At 70.7% G+C, this 19,034-nt stretch carries 13 protein-coding genes and 2 pseudogenes; 8 read left to right on the top strand and 7 right to left on the bottom strand.

Annotated features, from left to right (window positions below; all coding sequences use genetic code 11):
* The first annotated feature begins 7 nt into the window (after positions 1–7).
* Positions 8–661, top strand: a complete 654-nt coding sequence (locus tag ACFW6A_RS15315) for a M15 family metallopeptidase (protein ID WP_351845448.1) — start codon at positions 8–10, stop codon at positions 659–661.
* An 846-nt stretch (positions 662–1,507) separates the two neighbouring features.
* Here ACFW6A_RS15315 and ACFW6A_RS15320 read toward each other — a convergent pair.
* The gene (locus tag ACFW6A_RS15320) at positions 1,508–1,870 is read right to left on the bottom strand and encodes an IMP cyclohydrolase (RefSeq protein ID WP_386640930.1); all 363 of its coding nucleotides are present in this window, start codon (positions 1,868–1,870) and stop codon (positions 1,508–1,510) included.
* A gap of 190 nt (positions 1,871–2,060) precedes the next feature.
* Positions 2,061–2,531 (bottom strand): MarR family transcriptional regulator, encoded by a 471-nt coding sequence (locus ACFW6A_RS15325; protein ID WP_351845579.1) that lies wholly within the window; start codon positions 2,529–2,531, stop codon positions 2,061–2,063.
* A 228-nt stretch (positions 2,532–2,759) separates the two neighbouring features.
* On the opposite strand from ACFW6A_RS15325, the gene ACFW6A_RS15330 reads away from it, so the two are divergent.
* Entirely contained in the window at positions 2,760–4,061 is a 1,302-nt protein-coding gene (locus tag ACFW6A_RS15330; RefSeq protein WP_351845452.1) for a GAF domain-containing protein, read from the top strand.
* A gap of 108 nt (positions 4,062–4,169) precedes the next feature.
* Complete coding sequence (locus ACFW6A_RS15335) at positions 4,170–5,693, top strand: aldehyde dehydrogenase family protein (RefSeq protein WP_386640933.1); 1,524 nt, start codon at positions 4,170–4,172, stop codon at positions 5,691–5,693.
* A 139-nt stretch (positions 5,694–5,832) separates the two neighbouring features.
* Here ACFW6A_RS15335 and ACFW6A_RS15340 read toward each other — a convergent pair whose 3' ends face one another.
* Positions 5,833–6,450: a hypothetical protein gene (locus tag ACFW6A_RS15340; protein WP_351845456.1), complete on the bottom strand. Its 618-nt coding sequence runs from the start codon at positions 6,448–6,450 to the stop codon at positions 5,833–5,835.
* A gap of 87 nt (positions 6,451–6,537) precedes the next feature.
* Entirely contained in the window at positions 6,538–7,362 is an 825-nt protein-coding gene (locus ACFW6A_RS15345) for an IS5 family transposase (protein WP_351845581.1), read from the bottom strand.
* 152 nt (positions 7,363–7,514) lie between these two features.
* Between ACFW6A_RS15345 and ACFW6A_RS15350 the strand changes: the two genes are divergently transcribed.
* Positions 7,515–8,498, top strand: a complete 984-nt coding sequence (locus tag ACFW6A_RS15350) for an IS481 family transposase (RefSeq protein ID WP_386640936.1) — start codon at positions 7,515–7,517, stop codon at positions 8,496–8,498.
* 9 nt (positions 8,499–8,507) lie between these two features.
* On the opposite strand, the pseudogene ACFW6A_RS15355 reads toward ACFW6A_RS15350, so the two are convergent.
* Positions 8,508–9,140: pseudogene (locus ACFW6A_RS15355) on the bottom strand (ISL3 family transposase); the annotation flags it as partial.
* 396 nt (positions 9,141–9,536) lie between these two features.
* Between ACFW6A_RS15355 and ACFW6A_RS15360 the strand changes: the two are divergent.
* Positions 9,537–10,121: a hypothetical protein gene (locus ACFW6A_RS15360; RefSeq protein WP_351845460.1), complete on the top strand. Its 585-nt coding sequence runs from the start codon at positions 9,537–9,539 to the stop codon at positions 10,119–10,121.
* A 283-nt stretch (positions 10,122–10,404) separates the two neighbouring features.
* On the opposite strand, the gene ACFW6A_RS15365 is transcribed toward ACFW6A_RS15360, so the two are convergent.
* Positions 10,405–10,800 (bottom strand): hypothetical protein, encoded by a 396-nt coding sequence (locus ACFW6A_RS15365; RefSeq protein ID WP_351845462.1) that lies wholly within the window; start codon positions 10,798–10,800, stop codon positions 10,405–10,407.
* On the bottom strand, positions 10,800–14,357 hold the full coding sequence (locus ACFW6A_RS15370; protein ID WP_386640939.1) for an ALF repeat-containing protein: 3,558 nt from the start codon (positions 14,355–14,357) through the stop codon (positions 10,800–10,802). Before ACFW6A_RS15370 ends, ACFW6A_RS15365 begins: the two co-directional genes overlap by 1 nt.
* 723 nt (positions 14,358–15,080) lie before the next feature.
* Here ACFW6A_RS15370 and ACFW6A_RS15375 point away from each other — a divergent pair.
* The 3 genes and pseudogenes from ACFW6A_RS15375 to ACFW6A_RS15385 all read left to right on the top strand — a co-directional run.
* A complete protein-coding gene (locus ACFW6A_RS15375; RefSeq protein WP_351845466.1) occupies positions 15,081–15,578 on the top strand; it encodes a hypothetical protein in 498 nt (165 codons plus the stop codon).
* 52 nt (positions 15,579–15,630) lie between these two features.
* A complete protein-coding gene (locus ACFW6A_RS15380; RefSeq protein WP_351845468.1) occupies positions 15,631–17,835 on the top strand; it encodes a trypsin-like serine protease in 2,205 nt (734 codons plus the stop codon).
* Between the two features lie 272 nt (positions 17,836–18,107).
* Positions 18,108–18,488: pseudogene (locus ACFW6A_RS15385) on the top strand (transposase family protein); the annotation flags it as partial.
* Positions 18,489–19,034: the final 546 nt, after the last annotated feature.

The following is a 19,034-nucleotide window of genomic DNA, read 5'->3' on the forward strand; positions in this document are numbered from 1 at the left end:
TCGACCCATGACGAAGATCGTGTTGATGTCGGATCCGCAGGTGGCCGCGGTACCGGTCGCCGAGTGCGGCGAACCCCTCGTGGACGTCCGCCGTGAGGGCGCGCTGCTGGTCGACAGGCGCAAGCAGGATCCGGCGGACGCCTTCGCGCACCTCCGGGAGGGCGTGCTGGGACGGCTGGTCAAGGCACAGGGGCTGCTGCCCGAGGGGTTGCGGCTGCTGTTCGTCGAGGGGTACCGGCCGCCCTCCCTCCAGCGGGAGTACTTCGAGGAGTACGCCGGCCGGCTGCGCGAGGCGCACCCCGACCTGTCCCCCGGGGAGATCCACTCGGCGGCGAGCCGGTACGTGTCCCCGCCCGAGATCGCCCCGCACAGCGCGGGCGCGGCCGTGGACCTCACCCTGGCCGACGCCGACGGCCGGGAACTGGACCTGGGCACCCGCATGAACGCGGACCCGGAGGAGAGCGGGGGCGCCTGCTACACCGACGCCGCCGGCATCAGCCCGGAGGCCCGCTCCCACCGCGAACTCCTGGGCGGTGTGCTCACCGCGGCGGGCCTGGTGAACTACCCCACGGAATGGTGGCACTGGTCCTTCGGGGACCGCTACTGGGCCTTGAAGACGGGCGCTGCCGCCGCCCTCTACGGACCGAAGGAGATCGGCTGACCCGCCAGGACCCGCGCCCGCGCGGCCACGGCGTCGGCCGCGCAACGAGGGCCGCGTACCGACGCCCCGACCCGCCCCCTCCCGGCGCCCCCCTCCCGGCGCTCCCTTGCCGTCGCGGGCGACGGGCGAGCAGCGCTCCGCCGGAGCGCGCGTGAGGCCGGAGAGGTCCGAAGCAGTCGACCGCGACGGCCGTGCGGGACGGAACCGCACGGACGCGAGGAACCGGAGCCGCAGCATGCCGGACGAGACCGTCCCGCGTCCCGTCGCTCCCCGGAAACTCGTCCTGCGGGAGCGGGAGACCGGCGGACCGGAGGGGCATGGCGCTCCTGGTGGCCCGGACCTTGGCCCGGGATCGGGTGACGAGCTCGGCCGACGGCGGCGCCCGCTCCGAGGACTTCGCCGCGATCTGGCGGCGGGCCGGCGAGCGGTGCGGGGCGGGCGGTGAGGCCTCGCCGTGGTCGGCTTCCGGCGCTCGGCCGTCGGCCGGGTCCGCCTGCCGGCCGTCGGCCGGGTCCGCCTGCCGGCCGTCGGCCTGCCGGATGTCGGCCTCGGCGAGGGCACCGGGCGAGAAGACCGCGGCGGCGATCCGGAGCCCGGCCGGCAGGGCGGACCACAGTGCGGTGAGGAGGTCGGCGCGGTTCCCGGCGTCGACGCGGACCTCGGTGAAGGGGTCGCCTGTGGCGATCTCCTGCCCGTCCGAGCGGTAGGTCGTCATGAGGACTCCCTCGCAGGGCTCCAGGCCGTCGACCCGCAGGGTCAGCCGGTTGGTCTCCGCGCGCGCACCCGCGCTGTGCCGCGCCGCCCCGAACCAGGCCGGTCCGCTGCCCCGGCCGTCGGCCACGACGGTCAGGCGGGGGTGAAGATCGGCGGGTCGGGTTCGTAGTCCAGGCCGTCCAGGGCCAGGGCCGGGTGCTCTCCGGAGTCCAGCCGGTCGGCGACCGCGGCGACCTGCTCGCCGTTGCCGAAGACCAGCCGGTGGCCGCTCTGGCGGGCGGCGACGTAGTGGCGCAGGTGATCGTGCGCGCTCGCCTCCGAGGGGGCGACGGTCAGCGTGCCCTCCGGGGTGCGGTGCAGCGTACGGGCCTGGGAGGCGCGGCTGCGGCCCGTGAGGAAGTACGCGCCGAGGAGGTCGCCGTCGCCGGTACGGCACCACAGCACGCCCCGCCCGGGGTAGGGGGTGCCCGCCAGCGTCTTGTCCAGTCTGTCCACCGAGTCCAGCACCCCTCCGACCGCTCCGTATCCCCGCCTCGACGTCGACGTCGGCATCGGCATCGGCATCGAGCGGGCTGTGGGCGACGTTCAACCTGATCAAGGAATGCCGCCCTCCCCGGGGGCGCCTCCGGGTGCCCGCCGGGCCGGGGAGCGGCCCTGCGAGCGTCCCGGGCCGGAACGGCGGCCGTCATCCGGGCAGGTTTCCGTCGCCTCCCATGTTGGCGACCATGCGGCGCAGGACGTCGATCGTGGTCGCGAAGTCCGCCTCGTCGATGCCCTCGTGGACCTGCCGGTGGACGCGCAGGTTGCGTTCCCCGGCACGGGCCCGGCCCTCCTCCCCCGCCGCGGTCAGCGTCATGCGCCCCGTACCCTCCTCCTCCGTCAGCCAGCCGCGGGCGGCGAGGTCGTCGAAGACGTCGTGGAAGGGGGTGCCGGCGTCGGCCCACCGCGCCAGCCGCTCGGTCAGCTCCGCGCGGTTCCACCGGCCCGGCGCCCCGGCGACGTGGTTGAGGGTCCACCAGTGCGGCTGTGTGAGGTCCTCCACCGCCAGCTGTTCGCGGAGGGCCCCGACCACCAGGCGGAAGGCCATGCCGGTCCAGGCGCCGATGGGCTGCGCGGCGAGTTCCCGCCGCGAGTAGTCCTTGAGTGTCCCGTTCACGCTCCCGTCCCTGCTCACGTTCACGTCCCCGCCCCCGTTCGCGTTCACGTCCACGTCCACGTCCACGTGCCGCTCCTTCCGTGCATCGGATCAGCAGTACGCGATCACCGTAGAAGCTCAGGTTTGGTTGAGGTCAAGGGGTGCGGCCGGCCCGGCACCGCCGCTCCCGGACAGGAGGCATATGCGGCCCGGTCCCGGTCCTTGTCGGCGGCGGGCCGGGACACGACGATGTCCGCCTGGGAGCCGTACGACCTCGATGGGGAGGCCGAGTTGAGCGAGACGACGACGCGGAGGGGCGGACGGCACGAGCCGGGGCCCGCGTCCCGGCCGGGAGCGCGGCCGGCGGTGCGGGCGCTGGTGGCGGAGTCGTGGCGGCGGTCCGAGCGGGCGCGGGTCAGCCGGGACGGGGCGGCGCCGATGGAGCTGGACGAGGAGGAGCTGGCGGCGTACCGGGAGGGGCATCCGCTGGTGGCGGCGATGCCGGTGATCCGGGAGCTGCTCGGCGCCGACGTCCGGGACGGCGGGCACCTGCTCGCGGTGTGCGACGCGGCCGGCCGGCTGCTGTGGGTGGAGGGGGATCCGGCGACGCTGCGGCAGGCGCGGCGGATGAACTTCGTGGCCGGGGCCGGCTGGGCGGAGGCGGCCGCGGGGACGAACGCGCCGGGGACGGCGCTCGCCGTCGGCCGGCCGGTACAGGTGGTGGCGGCCGAGCACTTCCGGCCGCCGGTGCGGGAGTGGACGTGCGCGGCGGCGCCGCTGCACGACCCGCGCAGCGGGCGGCTGCTCGGCGCGGTCGACCTGACGGGCGGTGCGGGGCTCGCCCATCCGCACAGCCTCGGTCTGGTGCGGGCGGTGGCGCGGGCGGCCGAGGCCCAGCTGGCGCTGCTGGCCCCGGATCCGGCGCCGGGGCGGCCGCGGCTGACGGCGCTGGGCCGGGACGAGGCGCTGCTGGCGGTGGACGGGCGGCGGTTGCGGCTGAGCCGGCGGCACAGCGAGATCGCGGTGGTGCTCGCGCACCGTCCGGAGGGGGTGACGGGCGAGGAACTGCTGACGCTGCTGTACGAGGACGAGTCGGTCCCGCCGGTGACGCTGCGCGCGGAGCTGTCCCGGCTGCGGGCGCTGCTCGGTCCGGGGCTGCTGCGCTCGCGGCCGTACCGGTTCGCCGGTCCGGTGGACGCGGACTTCGCGACGGTGGACCGGCGCCTGGCCTCGGGGGCGGTGGCGGCGGCGGCCGGGGAGTACGCGGGCCCGCTGCTGCCGGGGTCGGCCGCGCCCGGGGTCGTACGCCTGCGGGAGCGGCTGGCGGACCGGGTGCGGGCGGCGCTGGTGGCGCGGGCGGATCCGCTGCTGCTCGCGGACTGGGCGCACAGCGCGTGGGGCGAGGACGACGCGGAGGTGTGGCGGGCGCTGAGCGCGGCGGTGCCGGCGGCGCAGCGGGCGCCCGTACGGGCCCGGCTCGACCGTCTGGAGGCGGAGCTGTCCGCCGGCGCAACGGGGTTGCAACGTCCGCTTCCGCACACTCGGCGGTGAGAGGGCGCCGGTCGCGACGACGGCGCGTACCGTCCGGCCGTCCGCGCGCGCCCGCCTCCCGGCGGCCCGCGGGGGCCGGATCCGTCCGACCCGCAGGGAGGTCCGTCCATGACCCGTTACGCCGCACCCGGCACCGAGGGCGCGCTGATGGCGTACGCGACGCGCTACGACCACTGGATCGGCGGCGAGTACGTCGCCCCGGCCGGCGGCCGGTACTTCGAGAACCCGAGCCCGGTCGACGGCAAGCCGTTCACCGAGATCGCCCGGGGTTCGGCCGAGGACGTGGAGCGCGCCCTGGACGCGGCGCACGCGGCCGCCCCGGCCTGGGGGCGCACGGCGCCGGCCGAGCGGTCGGCGGTGCTGCTGCGGATCGCCGACCGGATGGAGGCGAACCTGGAGGCGCTCGCGGTCGCGGAGACCTGGGACAACGGCAAGCCGGTCCGGGAGACCCTCGCCGCCGACATCCCCCTCGCCATCGACCACTTCCGCTACTTCGCGGGGGCGCTGCGCGCGCAGGAGGGGGCGCTCAGCCAGATCGACGAGGACACGGTGGCGTACCACTTCCACGAGCCGCTGGGGGTCGTGGCGCAGATCATCCCGTGGAACTTCCCCATCCTGATGGCGGTGTGGAAGCTCGCCCCGGCGCTGGCGGCGGGCAACGCGGTCGTGCTGAAGCCGGCCGAGCAGACGCCGGCGTCGGTGCACTACTGGCTGAGCCTGGTCGCGGACCTGCTGCCGCCGGGCGTGCTGAACGTCGTCAACGGCTTCGGCGAGGAGGCCGGCAAGCCGCTCGCCTCCTCGCCGCGGGTGGCGAAGATCGCCTTCACCGGTGAGACGTCGACCGGCCGCCTGATCATGGAGTACGCCTCCGCCAACCTGAAGCCCGTGACGCTGGAGCTGGGCGGGAAGTCGCCGAACATCTTCTTCGACGACGTGTGGGCGGCGGACGACGACTTCCGCGACAAGGCGCTGGAGGGCTTCACGATGTTCGCCCTCAACCAGGGCGAGGTCTGCACCTGTCCCTCGCGGGCGCTCGTCCAGCGCGGCTGCTACGGCGAGTTCATGGAGGCGGCGGTCGCCCGCACGGAGGCGATCGTCGCGGGCCACCCGCTGGACCCGGCGACGATGATCGGCGCGCAGGCGTCGGCGGAGCAGCTGAAGAAGATCCTCTCCTACCTGGAGATCGGCCAGCAGGAGGGCGCGAAGATCCTGACGGGTGGTCAGCAGGTGGGCCACGGCGGGGACCTGGAGGGCGGCTACTACATCCAGCCGACCGTCTTCGAGGGCGACAACCGCATGCGGATCTTCCAGGAGGAGATCTTCGGCCCGGTCGTGGCGGTGACCTCCTTCACGGACTTCGACGACGCGATCCGGACGGCGAACGACACCCTGTACGGCCTGGGCGCCGGCGTCTGGACCCGCGACGCGAACACCGCCTACCGCGCCGGCCGCGCGATCCAGGCGGGCCGCGTCTGGACCAACTGCTACCACGCCTACCCGGCCCACGCCGCCTTCGGCGGCTACAAGCAGTCGGGCGTCGGCCGCGAGACCCACAAGATGATGCTGGACCACTACCAGCAGACGAAGAATCTTCTCGTGTCGTACTCGCCGAAGAAGCTCGGCTTCTTCTAGGGGCACAGGAAAGGGCGCCTGACCTGGGCTTTTACCCAGGCAGGCGCCCACCAGTCGCATCAGCCAGCGCGAGATGGATTATGCGGCGTAACTACCAGTTTCTCCCACCTCTATCCCAGTCCTGACCAGCTCTTCCGGTCTATTTCCGGTCCAAGTCCGGCCCGGCTGAGGGGGTGGCGCCCTGGCTGATACGGTCCCATTCCTCCATGGACTGCTCGATGAGGCGGTTCGCCTGGTCCCGAACGCCGTCCAGGAACTTGGCGTAGAAGCGGAAGAGGACCTCGATGCTCTGACCGGCTCTGCGAGCGCATTCGGCCGGGTCCACGCCGGAGTACAGCCAGAAGGAGATGCCGGCATGGCGGAGGTCATACGGTCGCTTGACAAGGCCTGAGGCAAGCTCCATTCGCGTCAAGGCCTGCTTCCTGGCCCGCGCCCACGTCAGGCCGTAGGCCGATGCCTCCACATAGTTCCCCTCCCGGTTCCGGAACAGGCGGCCGTCCGGCTCCACGCCAAACCTCTCTATGTGGGTGGCAAGTATGCGGACGAACTGGGGCGGGATCGAGACAGGACGCGTCGCGGTGGCTGCGCGTCGCTTGAGGGAGTGAACCTCGTACACACTGCCATCATCCGTCCAGTCCTTGCCGGCGGTGACGACACCCCCGGACAGATTCAGCATTCCCCATCCCGACTTGGGCAAGTGGCACTGCTCAACGCGGAGATGGATGACCTCTGCGGGCCGCATGGCCGCGTAGTACATGCAACCGAAGAAAGCCTCCAGGGGCGGACCACGTCCGGGCAGTGCAGCGACGGCGTCTAGGTTCTGTCGTCAAATGTCACGCCCGCATCAGGAGTGATGCGAGGGTGACGGCGGCTTCGTAGGTTCGTAGGACTGAGCAGTCTTGTCGTACCGGGTGGCGATGCCACGCCACTGCTTCAAGCGATTGAAGCAGCGTTCCACGACATTGCGGCGCTTGTAGACCTCACGGTCGAAGGCCGGCGGGCGGCCTCCGCGGCAGCCGTGCCGGGCCCGGTTGCGAGCCTGGTCGGCCCGTTCGGGAATCGTGTGCGGGATGCCCCGACGGCGGAGCCAGGTACGGATCGCTTTGGAGCTGTAGCCCTTGTCGCCCAGGACGTGATCGGGCCGGGCGCGGGGCCGTCCCGGTCCGGTCCGGGGCACCCGGATCGCTTCCACCACGGCGGTGAACCGGGTGCAGTCGTTGGTGTTGCCGCCCGTCACGACGAAGTCGAGCGGACGGCCGCGGCCGTCGCAGGCCAAATGGATCTTGCTGGTCAGCCCGCCTCTGGACCGACCGAGGGCCGGGTCACGGAGCCCCCTTTGGGGCCCGGCCGCATGCTGGTGGGCGCGGACGATCGTGGAGTCGACCGACACCAGCCACTCGATGTCGCCTGCTGCGTCCGCCTTCGCCTGTGCAGCCCGCAGCATCCGGTCGAACGTCCCGTCCGCCGCCCACCTGCGAAACCGCGTGTGCAGCGTGGCCCACGGGCCGTAACGCTCGGGCACGTCCCGCCAGGCCGTCCCGGTCCGGAACTTCCACACGATCCCGTTCAGGACTCGGCGGTCGTCCAGCCGCTTCCGCCCCCGCAACGACACGGGCAGCAACGGCCGGACGAACTCCCACTCGGCATCAGGCAGTTCATGACGACGTATCACGACCCCATGATCCACCAGCGATGATCATTTGAAGACACTGCCTAGCTGTATTGATCACGAGCGTTGTTAACGCTGGCTGGTCTTGATCATGGCGAAGACCTCCGGTGTGGTGGGGGTGTCTAGGCTCCACACCGCACACGGAGGTCTTCGTGTCCCACCGTAATGCCCGGCTGACCGTTCACGGCAGGCGGATCCTGGTCGAACGCGTCCTCGCGGGCCGTCCCATCGCGCATGTGGCCGCGGAGATGGGGATATCCCGGCCCACGGCCCACAAATGGGTCCGCCGCTGGCGGGCCGAGGGCGACGCGGGCCTTGCCGACCGTTCCAGCCACCCACACTCGACCCCGCACCGGACCTCCGCCGTGGTCGAGGACCAGGTCTGCCGGCTGCGGACCGACCGCAAACTCGGCCCGGCCCGGATCGGCCCGATCCTGGGCATGCCCGCCTCGACCGTGCACCAGATCCTTCGCCGGCACGGCCTGAACCGCCTGGCCTGGCTCGACCGGCCCATCGGCGAGCCGATCCGCCGCTACGAACGCGACCGGCCCGGCGAGCTGGTCCATGTCGACATCAAAAAACTCGGCAACATCCCCGACGGCGGCGGCTGGCGGACCGTCGGCAGGACGGCCGGCGACCGCAACCGCCAGGCCACCACGACCGAGCGCAAGAGCTGCACGCCGGTGATCGGCTACAGCTACATCCACTCCGCCGTCGACGACCACTCCCGCCTCGCCTACAGCGAGATCCTGCCCGACGAACGCCAGCACACCGCGATCGCCTTCTGGCAACGCGCGAACGCGTTCTTCACCGGCCACGGCATCACCGTCGAACGCGTCCTGACCGACAACGGCGCCTGCTACAAGTCCAAGCTCTTCACCCAGACCCTGACCGCGGCCGGCATCGCCCACAAGAAGATCAGGCCCTACCGGCCGCAGACCAACGGCAAGGTCGAACGCTTCAACCGCACCCTGCTCGACGAATGGGCCTACCTACGGCCCTACACCTCGAACACCGAGCGGACAGCCGCCCTGGCAGACTTCCTCCACACCTACAACCACCACCGCTGCCACACCGCACTCGACGGACACCCGCCCATCACCCGCGTCAACAACGCTGCAGGTCAATACAGTTAGGCCGTGCCAGAGGTGCCAGCGGTCGCCGACCTGCACGATCGTCGGGTCGGCGTCGGTGGTGGCCTGGGCGAAGGCGCCCGAGCCGTCGCGGCACACCACGCGGACGCCGGGATGCTTGCGCAGCCAGGCGGTCACGGTGGCCGCCTTCCGGTCGGGCAGCACGTCGACGCGCTGCCCGCTGTCGGCATCGATGATGATCGTTGCGTAGCGGTGCCCCTTGAGTAGGGCGAATTCGTCGATCCCGGCCACCACGGGCGGCGGCCGGTCCGGTAGCGCGATGCGCATCAGACAGTTCAGCACCGTCGCCCAGGACAGCGTCTGGTGCATCACCGCCAGCAGCCGGGCCCCGGCCGAACCCGCCAGCGCCACCGCGACCGCCTCGACGATCTGCCGCAGAGCCGGGGTCCGGCGCTGATAGCGCTCCGTCAGCCCGTTGACCTGCTCGACGAACGTCGTCCTTGGGCAGGCGGGGTTCTCGCAGTACAGCCGCCGTACCGACAGATCGATCACAACCGGCCGCCCACCGACCGCCTCGTCCGCGACATGCCGCACATACCGCGAGTGCGGCCAGTCCGACATTTGCCCGCACCCCGGGCAGGGCTGGGATACGTCATCCCTGGTGAACGCGGTGATTCTCAACATCACCGGGCCGGCATCCACACGCTCGATCCGTAACCCCACGAGCTGGGGCAGCAGTTCCTCAACAGTGACATCACACGTCAGCAGCCTGGCAGCAGCAGCCCCCTCCTCGTGGCAGATCACTGGAACGATCAACGCCTACGAAAATCTTGGAAGAGCCGTTCGATTGACAGACCCAGCAGAGCGGGTGAGCGTCCCCTCGGCGTCCATCCCCGCGCGGGCGGGGGCAGAGCCCGGTGGCGCCGTGTCGGGAGCGGCGAAGGTCTCGGGGACGGCTCGGAGCAGTTGCCCGGACGGCAGCGGGCGGTGACGGGAGAGTCGGCTTCGGCGGATGGTGTCGTTTCTGCGGAGGGTGAGGGGCCGACGGGTGTGGAACCTGCCGGGCAGACGCAGGAGGGCGTGGCCGGCACCTTGTCCGACGGGGTGCCGGGTGGGGCCGGCTCTGTTGCCCGGGAAACGGAGCCGGAGGTGCCGGGGCGGAAGGGCGGCGGGTGGAGAGGGCCGTATCCCTTCAGTTCGGCGGGCCGGATCCGGGCGGTCACGAGGGCCGGCAGGGCCGCGTCGGCGACGCTGGTCCGTCACCGGGACGCCTGGGAGTTCGTCGCGGCGCAGGTCGGCAGTCATCCGCACTTCCGGACATCGGCTCTGGAGGAGCGCGAGGACGGTCTGGTGGCCGCGGTGCTCTCGGGCCGGTCCCTGGTGGTCGTGCTGTTGTCTCTCTACCGGGTCACGGAGACCGGTCTCCGTGGAGAGGACGCCTATGAACCGGAGATCTATGCCGACCGGGCCATGGCCTCGCAGGTCTACGGCGCGGTGGCAGGAGTGCGCATCCGGACACTGCCGGTGGAGGGTGAGCCGATCGTGGTGACGACCGACAGCCGGATGCCGCACCACGATGAGTTCGCCTTGTTCCATGAGGACGGATGGGTGGGGGGCCTGGGCAGGCCGGATGGTTCTGCCTGCCTGGGCGTGGTCATGCGTTGACGTGGTGTTCCGGGGCTGCGGTGGCGTGGTTCTCGAGGAAGCTCCGGCTTCACCCCGCATCAGCGTGAGGTGGGGAAAGGCTCAGCCGCACGATACGACGGGCGGGCTGAAGTCAGCGGGCGCGACCGCGTGCGCATGCGGCAACAGGGCCTCCTGGAAAGCTCTTGGCTTCAACAACCACCGAGCTACCGAGAGGCCCTGCCTTCATGCGTACATCACTGGAAGATCACCCGACCAGGAGCCTGTTCGACCCACACGTTCCATGACCGGCTGAGACACGCTTCTAACTCTCCGTGCTCTTGGTGAGCACCAGAGACCACGACCCGTCCGGACGGCTGAACGCCACCTTCCCTCCACCGCGCGCGTAGAGCTGGACACCGGAGACCTCACCGATGCCACGCTCGGCGATGTCCAGGTAGACGAAGTCGTCGCTGAAGGAGCCGCCGTCGACGAAGTCCCAGTGGCCGTGCAAGTCTTCGGGGTCGGTGTTCGCGTCTGTCGACAGACCAGTGGCGGTGAACGTGCCGTCGGAATCGAGCCGGATCTCGCCGCCGGTCTCCTTGTCACGGTAGACGCCGGGCAGGTCTTCGGCGTCGACCTCAGCCGTGCAGCCTGCGGTGAGTACCGCGGCAGCGGCCAGGACGGCGGCGAACCAACGGCCGCTCCTCAGCTTGCCCATTACGGCCCCAGCGTCACATTGAACTCGATCACCATGGTCATGGTCGACCCTGGCCCGGAGTCGCCGCTGATCCAGTCGATCAAGCCATTGGCGGCCTTGCCGACGGTGTCCTTGTACCAGTCCTGGTACCCGATGACAGGTGGACGGGTCGCGGACTCGAAGCTCTGCGCGCTGTAAGCCGTGTACCGCCACACCACGCTGCCGTCCGCGTTCTTCCGGATGGGGGTCATCCGGATCTGCTGTGAGCCCAGGAACGCGTACGCGAAGTTTCCGGTGTACCCGGTCAGGAACCCGTCTGCCGGTTGCGTGGCCCCGATGTCCCTGAGCCACTTCAGGCCCTGGAAGCCACCGAGACTGTAGTCGTACATGTACGTGTGACCCAGCGTGTAGTCCCCGGACTGCACCCGACCAGCAAAGTAGTCGAGGGTCTTACTGGTCCAGGGGTGCTCGCGGTAGAGCTTGGTGAACCCGTCGTCCGGGCCGAAGCACTGGGATCGATCGCCGCCCCCCGTGAGCCAGCTCCACCCCAGCTCGAACGGGTTATTGCCGTTTCCGGACGGAATGGGCTTGCCGAACGGCGTCAGACAGCTCTCGGCTCCGACCGGAAGTTCGCCCTTGTCGTCGCCGACGGGAACGGTCGCATTGTCGATCGCCTTCTGGATCGCCTCGCGCACCGCGGCCTGGGCAACAAGAATGTAGGCCTGGGTTGCGGCCTGCGCGGCGGCGACAGCGTCCTTGCCGGCTTCGAGTGCCTGCTTGCGAGCTATCGTCGCCGAGATCGCGGCGTCCGTGGCGTAGCGCGCGGCGATCTCGGCGGACCGCACGGCTCGCGTCGCGGCCTTGCGTGCCACGCTGCTCGCCTTGACTGCCGCGGCGGCTGCGTTGCTCGCGGTCTGGGCGGAATTCGCCGCTTCGGCCGCGGACCTCTCTGCGGCATCGGCGTTGTCACGTGCTTCCTGTGCGGACTTCGTCGCGTCCTCGGCGTAACCCTTGGCGCGGTTGGCCCACTCGGTGGCCTCGGCGGCGGCGTTGCGGGCCTCGGCGGCCGCCTTGGAGGCATAGGCCGCGTCCTCCTGCGCATTCGCCGCGATCTTGGCAGCGCGTGCGATGGACGCACGGACAGCGCTGATGTGCGTGGCGCGATCGTGATCGATCCGCGCGATCTCGTACTGGGTGGTGGCGATGAACTGGCGGAGCATGAAGGTGTCGCCCTCGAGCGCGATCTGCGCCGCCGCCTTGGTGTAAGGGCCTCCGTTCGCGAGGAGTGCGGACGCCGCCACCCGGTCGTCCTCGCGTACGGCCGCCTCGCGGCCGACCCACAGGAAGGTGTGCAGGGCCTCGGCGGTCCCCGCGTCCAATGCGGCCGCTGCCTCGGTTCGCACCCTCGTGCCGCTGCTGGGGTCGGCCAGGATCCTGGCCACCTCGACCCGGTTGTCCTCAGCAGCCGCCTCGATCGCTCCGGTCTCCAGGAACGCCTTGATCTTGGCGTGGTCTTCGGTCTTCAGAGCCGCCGCGGCCGCCGTGGCCACGGCCTGCGTCGATGTCGCGGCCTGCGCCCCGACGTTCTCGACGTTGTCCTGCTGCAGCGCGAGGACGCGGTCGGTCGAGATCCAGTTGACGACGTCCTGGTCCGAACCGGCCAGCGCGTACTCCGCCGCCTGACGGGTCCAGGTCCCCGCGCCCTCCAGGAGGCGGACCGCCGCCTTGCGCCCGGCCGCCGCGGCCTGCTCGACGGTGCCGTTCTGCAGTGCGGATTCCGCAGCGCTGATGAGTGCCCGGAGCTCTTCGGAGAGGCGTGCTTCCTGGGTCCGCTCCCGGTTGAACCGCTCGAGCTCGTTCAACTCCGCCTGCGCCGCGAGCCGTGCCTGCTCGATCGCCTCGCTGGTCTCCTCGGCGAGACTGTCGGCCTCGGCCTGGCGGGCCGCCGCTTCGACGTCCCGCGCCTTGACGACCGCGGCGGCGGCGGCGTTCGCCGCCTCGACAGCGGCGTTGGCAGCCAGCGTGGACCGGTTGGCGTAGTCGACCGCCTCACCGGCGTGGGCGGCCGCTTCCTTGGCCGCGGCCGCGGCCTTCTCGGCGTGATCGGCGGCGCTGTTGGCCGCGTCACGCGCAGCGCGGGCAGCGGCGGCCGCCTGCGCGGCCAGGGTCCGCGCCCTGCCCGCCGCCTGGGTCGCCCGGGCCGCGGCGGCATCCGCTTCGGCGGCGGCCCGCTTCGCGGCGGCGGCCTCGGACTGGGCCGCTCCGGAGGCCACGGCCGCGTCGGCCGCCGCGCCGGCGGCTGCGGCCGCGTTGATCGCCGAGCTGCGGGCGGCGTCGCCCGCCCGCACCGCCGCGTCGGAAGCCAAGGCCGCCATTTCCGCCTTGGCGGCCACCGTGCGCACGAAGCTCACCAGCTTCAGAGCGACGTCCGCCGCCGCGCTGGCCGCGCCCGCCATCGCCCTGTCCTTGGAAGCGGCGATCGCCGCACGGTACGCATTCGCCGCAGCGCGTCCCGCCGAAGCCGCAGCCGCGGCAGCGGCATTGGCGGCAGCCACCGAACGCTGTGCGGCGGCCTGTGCCGTCCGTGAGGCGGACACCGCGGTCGACGCGGCCGCGGCCGCGCCCTTGGCCGCCTGCGCGGCCTTCCCCGCCGCCTTGGCCGAGCGTGCGACATCCTGCTCGGCGGCCAAGGCCTCGGCCTTGGCCTCCAACGCCGAGGCTTTCGCCTTCTCGGAAGCACTGACCGCCTGGTTGGACAGCTCGACAGCCTCGTCGGTCTTCAGACTGGCGCGGCGTCCTTCCTTCTCCACGACGTCGACCAACTGCTGGATCGTGGCCGCTTCCTCGTCGCGTGCCCGGGCGATGTACTGACCCGTCTCCAGGAACCACCGGATGGCCCTGGCCGACCCGTCGTTCATGGCCCGACCCGCGTACTCACGCACCTGTGGTGATCCTGAGGCGAGGATGGTCATCACCTGCACACGATCGTCCTCCTCCTGCGCGGTGAACCGCCCATCACTGAGGAAGGCGCGCAACGCGAAGGGGGAATCGGCCGCCAGCGCGGCGGATGCGTCACGCTTCACAGCCTTGGCACCGTGGGCCTGGACCGTACTCACGGCCACCCTGAGATCCTCGTCCACGGCAGTCTGGAAACCGCCCTGGAGGAGGGTCTCGACCGCCGCGTCCCCGCCGGACAGCGCCGCACCGATGGCGTTGCGCGTCGCCGAGCCCGCTGTGGCCAGGGACTCCGTGAGCGCGAACCTGTTGTCCTCGGCCCAGGCCACAGGTGCCTTCTGAACGAGGAAATCCGTTATGTCCGCGGCGGAGCCGACCAGCGCCGCGGCCGCCGCGGTGCGGACGGCCCGGCGGCCCGATCGGTACGCCCAGACCACCTTGCCGCGATCGGTATCCGGAAGCCCGGATCCCTCGGGCACCGCCGGCGTGCCACCCGAACCGCTCGCCGCGTACGCCGGGCGCGTCCCGAACACACCGCTGGACAGCACGCTGCCGGCCGCCACCCCGGTGAAAATGGCCAGCGCCTGACGCCTACTCAACCCCTGCCGTGATTGCTGTGACATCACGACTCCTTTCCACTCTCACTGTGTCTGTCCGACCCGTGCTCACCCCGATGGCGCGGCACGGTGCCGCCCTCCCGCCGCATTGCCCAGACGGATGCGCAAATAGCGCGCAGGCGCTGTCCGGGCGTCGAAGCAGCATGATCCCAACACCCATTCAGTTAAACGTCAATTGGATGGCAATGCGGGGTACAGTTCTACGGCTCGATCCGTGGCAATTGTTCCGTTTTCCCGGACAATCGACTCTGTTGCTCATGACGGATCGCAAAGCGCAACCCATCCAGCAAATTGGAAATTTCGAACCCAAACTTCTCTCGATGGAATTTCTATTCGCGCGTGTAACCCCACACATTCGCGAAGGTTGCACCTCTGGATCTTCACGATTCCTTCACGGCCGTCCCTACAACCTTCGTGAAGCCGGCCGTCTCAGCGGGCGAATTGGCCAACACTGCATGATCGCTTCCGGTTTGCCCTGCTGGACATGTGGAGGGATCGAGCTCTTGAATGAAGCGCCACAGAAAGCCGCTTCAGCTCGCCTGGGCGAATTTGCACACCTCGCCAGGTGGGCTCAAGCGGCCTGCGCGGAAATACTTGGCAGCCGTCATCCCGGCTGCCCCCAGGACTTGCTCGCATTTCCCTGAAACAGCGTGGAGGCGCCCGGTCGGGACGCGTCGCCATGCATAGAAGAAGGGGATGAGGCACCTGATTCACAAGAGGGAACTGCACATGAAACTCGTCACTCGCATCATTGCGACGGCATGTACCGCCGGCCTGGCGGCCGTGCTGTGGACGACTTCGTCGGCGGGTCGGCCGACGGAGAACACCGCCCCCGTGGCCGACGCGGCACCCGGCTATGCCGTGGAGGACTACAACTACCCGAACGCGGACAAGATCCTCGCCGAGAAGAACATCGTCCTGAAGCGGGGCGACGGGCACATCGTGCTGGCCGACTGCGCCGGCGAGACCGGACTGCTCGAGGTCTGGGCCCGCAGCAAGGACAAGATCTGCTTCAAGGTCACCGGGAACAGCGGCTGGCTGACGCTTGAGATCCCCTCCGTGTACGCCGTCAAGGGCAGCGTCGACCAGAGCGCCCAGGTCGACATGACGGTCGGTACGGAGGAAAAGTCCTTCGACGTCGCCAAGAACACCTGGACCGCGGTCGGCGAGAGTGCCGACCCCGAGGGCCGCGACCACATGCTCGTCGAGATCCGCACCTCCAAGTAGGAACGTCGGACCGCCTGTTCACCCCTTGGATCCCGCAGCAAGGAAACAACTCATGCAGCACTCCCGAGGTCTCCGCCTGGCCACGCTCGGCGCAGCCCTGATAGCGGCTCCGCTGGCGCTGTGCGCCCCACCCGCCTCCGCAGTCACCGGCACGCCCGTCGCCGACTCCGACACCACCTACGCCTACACGGCCCAGATCACCGTCGGCCCGCACGACCGCGGCTGCTCCGCCGTCCTCGTGGACGCCGAATGGCTGCTGACCGCGGCGAGTTGCTTCGCCGCAGACCCGGCCGCTTCGCTCGCCGTCCCGGCCGGAGCCCCGCAGAAGAGCACCACCGCGATCATCGGCCGCTCCGATCTGTCCGGCGCCCAGGGTGCCGAGCGGCGCGTGGTCGAACTCGTCCCGCGTACCGACCGCGATGTCGTCCTGGCCCGCCTCAACAGGCCGGTCGCAGGCGTCACTCCGGTGGCGCTCGCCACGTCCGCACCGGCAGCGGGTGAAGAGCTGAAGTTCGCCGGTTACGGCCGTAACAAGACCGAGTGGGCACCGCTCAAGCTGCACACCGCCGCCTACACCGTCGACTCGGCGGCCGCCACCTCCGCGACCGTCACCGGCAAGGACGGCGCGGCCGTCTGCATGGGCGACGCGGGAGGCCCAGTCGTACGCGCCGGCCAGCTGGTCGGAATCAACAGCAAGTCCTCGCAGGGAGGTTGCTACGGCATCGACCCCGCGCAGACCTCCACGGCCGGTGTCATCTCCCGTGTCGACGACCTCAAGTCCTGGATCGACGGCAAGGTCGCTGCCACCCGGATCGTGGACTTCAACGGTGATGGTCTCGAGGACATCGCGATCGCCGACCCGGGCGGCACGGTCGGCACCGACACCACCGCGGGTCTGGTGCGGATCGTGTACGGCGGGGGCAAGGGCGTCGCCGAGATCAACCAGGACCTCGACTGGGTGGCGGGGGGCGCCGAACAGAGCGACTGGTTCGGTGACTCCATGGACACCGTCGACTGGAACGAGGACGGCTACACCGACCTCGTCGTCGGCACCACCCTCGAGGACGTGGGCACCGCCGCCGACGCGGGCTTCTTCGACATCCTGTACGGCGCCCCGGGCGGTATGGGCACCGGCGCTCTGAAGAGCACCCACTTCGAGCAGGGTGCGGGTGACGGAGCGATCAAGGCCGCCACGCCCGAGGCGGGCGACCGGATGGGCGACAACATCGTGGCCGGCACCACCGCCGCGGGCGAGCCCTACATCGTGGTCTCGGCGCCCGGCGAGAAGGTGGGCACGATCGCCAAGGCCGGTGCGGCCTTCTACCTGCGCGGATCCGTCAACGTCGCGATCCACCAGGACAAGACCGACGTCCCCGGTTCGGCCGAGACGAACGACGGCTTCAGCACGTCTTTGGCCGCCGACTCCAACCACATCGCGATCGGCGCACCCAACGAGGTCATCGGTGGCGACGCCGCCGCAGGCAACCTCGCGGTGTTCAGCCACACCCTGCACGCCGACGGTCACCCCAAGCCGCTGTTCGGCCTCGACCAGGACCTCGACAACGTCTCCGGCGGCGCCGAGGCGAACGACGACTTCGCCTGGTCGCTCTCCCTGACCGACTACCGCCCCTCGGGCTCGTCCACCGCCAACGAGTCGATCCTCGCGATCGGTTCGCCCGGTGAGGCCATGTCCACGGACGGCGGCGCCACGCAGAAGGCCGACGCGGGCCGCGTCGTGGTCGGTCGCGTGACCACCGCGGGCACGTGGAGCGAGACGCGTCAGCTGTGGCAGGGCACCGCCGACGACGACGTCTCCGGCACCGCCGAAGCCGGCGACCGCATGGGCGAGAGCCTGACCGCCGTCAACACCGCGCCCCGTGCCGTGAGCACCGCCGCCACCATGCGCCTCGCCGTCGGCGCCCCCGGTGAGGCCCTCGGCACCACCGCCAACGCCGGCGCCGTCCACACCTTCTCCCTGGTCGCAGCGGCCGGCACCAACGACCGCTGGATCGAGGCCGGAGACGGCGACGGCATCCCCGGCACCCCGGGCGCCAACCAGTACCTGGGCCGCAACATCCACTACACCGGCACCAAGCTCTACGTCGGCATGCCCTACGGACCCGGCCTCGGCGCCCTGTACGCCCTGCCCATGTCCAACACCGTCACCGGTGGAACGGTCGCACCGGTGACCGCGTACAAGCCGGGCACCGGCGGCCTGCCCAACGTCGGCACCCGCTTCGGCGCGCAAGCCCGCTGATGTAGGCGTCCGCCGCCGGACAGCCGGCCGACAGGCGTCACACCGGCTGTCCGGCGGCCCCACGAGGACGTGGGCCGGCAACGGCACAACTGCCGACGGACGCAAGGTCGGTTCCCCTTTCACGGCCATCAGCGCGGGCATCGCGATCGACGAGCTCCGTCGATGTGGCCACCGACCGGGTGCCGACCCGTGAAACACAACGCGCGAGGCCCCCGAGCTGTTGATCGAGACGTCTGACGTCTCCATCACGTCGCTCGGGGGCCTCGTCGGTCATGCATCGAACCGCACTCGACCTGCCGCACGCAATCGCCGAATGGGTCACCATGCTGATCGCCACCCGCGAGGGCGACCGGCGCCGCAAGCTCCGTCCGTCCCAGCGCGCGATGGTGGCGCCGGTGTATCTGCGCGAGCACATCACTCCGGCGAAGGTCGCCGACGGGTTCGGGACCAGTGAGTCCACCGCGCATGCCTGCACCGGCGCGATTGTCGACCTGCTCGCCGCAGGTGCTCCGGGCCTGCGGAAGACGCTGCGCGACCACGGACCCGACACCATCCTGCTCGACGGCACTCCCGCCGAGTGCGACCGGGTCGGCGACGGCCGGGCCGATTGCTCCCACAAACACCGGCGCCACGGCATGAACGTACAACCGGTACGGTGCCGGCTCCGGGTTCAGCGGTTGAGGCGAGCAGCACGCCTGCTTGGCCTTGGCATGCCGGCGGGCTTGGAAGGGGCCATAGCGGTCGGAGGCCTTCTCCCACTCCTCGCGGGCCTCGGCGATGTCCTCGTGGCTGCGGCCCACGAAGTTCCACCACAACCCGGGCCGCTCCACGTCGGCCCCAGCATCTGCTGCTCCCTCACAGGACACCTAAGCAAACACCAAGATCCGGACCATTCCCGGACCATCTCGCTCGTCGAAAGCCTCAACGCCACCATCCCTGCAGGTCAGCGCCTCAGGGCTCCTGTACCACCAGCAGACGAAGAACCTGCTGGTGTCCTACTCGCCGAAGAAGCTCGGCTACTTCCAGGGGCACAAGAAAGGGCGCCTGACCTGGTCCTTTACCCAAGCGGGCGCCCCCGGCCGCGTCGAGCAGCACGAGAGGGGTCATGCGGTGCGACTCCCGGTTCCTTCCCACGCCCTCCCAGTCCCGACCAGCTTTTCCGGTCTCTTTCCGGTCCGAGTCCGGTTCGGCTGAGGGGT

It is taken from the genome of Streptomyces sp. NPDC058758, assembly GCF_042746075.1.
Lineage (GTDB): Bacteria > Actinomycetota > Actinomycetes > Streptomycetales > Streptomycetaceae > Streptomyces.

Bases quoted from the DNA above. Each gene is read 5' to 3' on its own strand.
- ACFW6A_RS15380 (WP_351845468.1), top strand. From the start codon at position 15,631: ATGCAGCACTCCCGAGGTCTCCGCCTGGCCACGCTCGGCGCAGCCCTG.
- ACFW6A_RS15330 (WP_351845452.1), top strand. From the start codon at position 2,760: ATGTCCGCCTGGGAGCCGTACGACCTCGATGGGGAGGCCGAGTTGAGC.
- ACFW6A_RS15365 (WP_351845462.1), bottom strand. From the start codon at position 10,800: ATGGGCAAGCTGAGGAGCGGCCGTTGGTTCGCCGCCGTCCTGGCCGCT.
- ACFW6A_RS15340 (WP_351845456.1), bottom strand. From the start codon at position 6,450: ATGTACTACGCGGCCATGCGGCCCGCAGAGGTCATCCATCTCCGCGTT.
- ACFW6A_RS15315 (WP_351845448.1), top strand. From the start codon at position 8: ATGACGAAGATCGTGTTGATGTCGGATCCGCAGGTGGCCGCGGTACCG.
- ACFW6A_RS15335 (WP_386640933.1), top strand. From the start codon at position 4,170: ATGACCCGTTACGCCGCACCCGGCACCGAGGGCGCGCTGATGGCGTAC.
- ACFW6A_RS15375 (WP_351845466.1), top strand. From the start codon at position 15,081: ATGAAACTCGTCACTCGCATCATTGCGACGGCATGTACCGCCGGCCTG.
- ACFW6A_RS15370 (WP_386640939.1), bottom strand. From the start codon at position 14,357: ATGTCACAGCAATCACGGCAGGGGTTGAGTAGGCGTCAGGCGCTGGCC.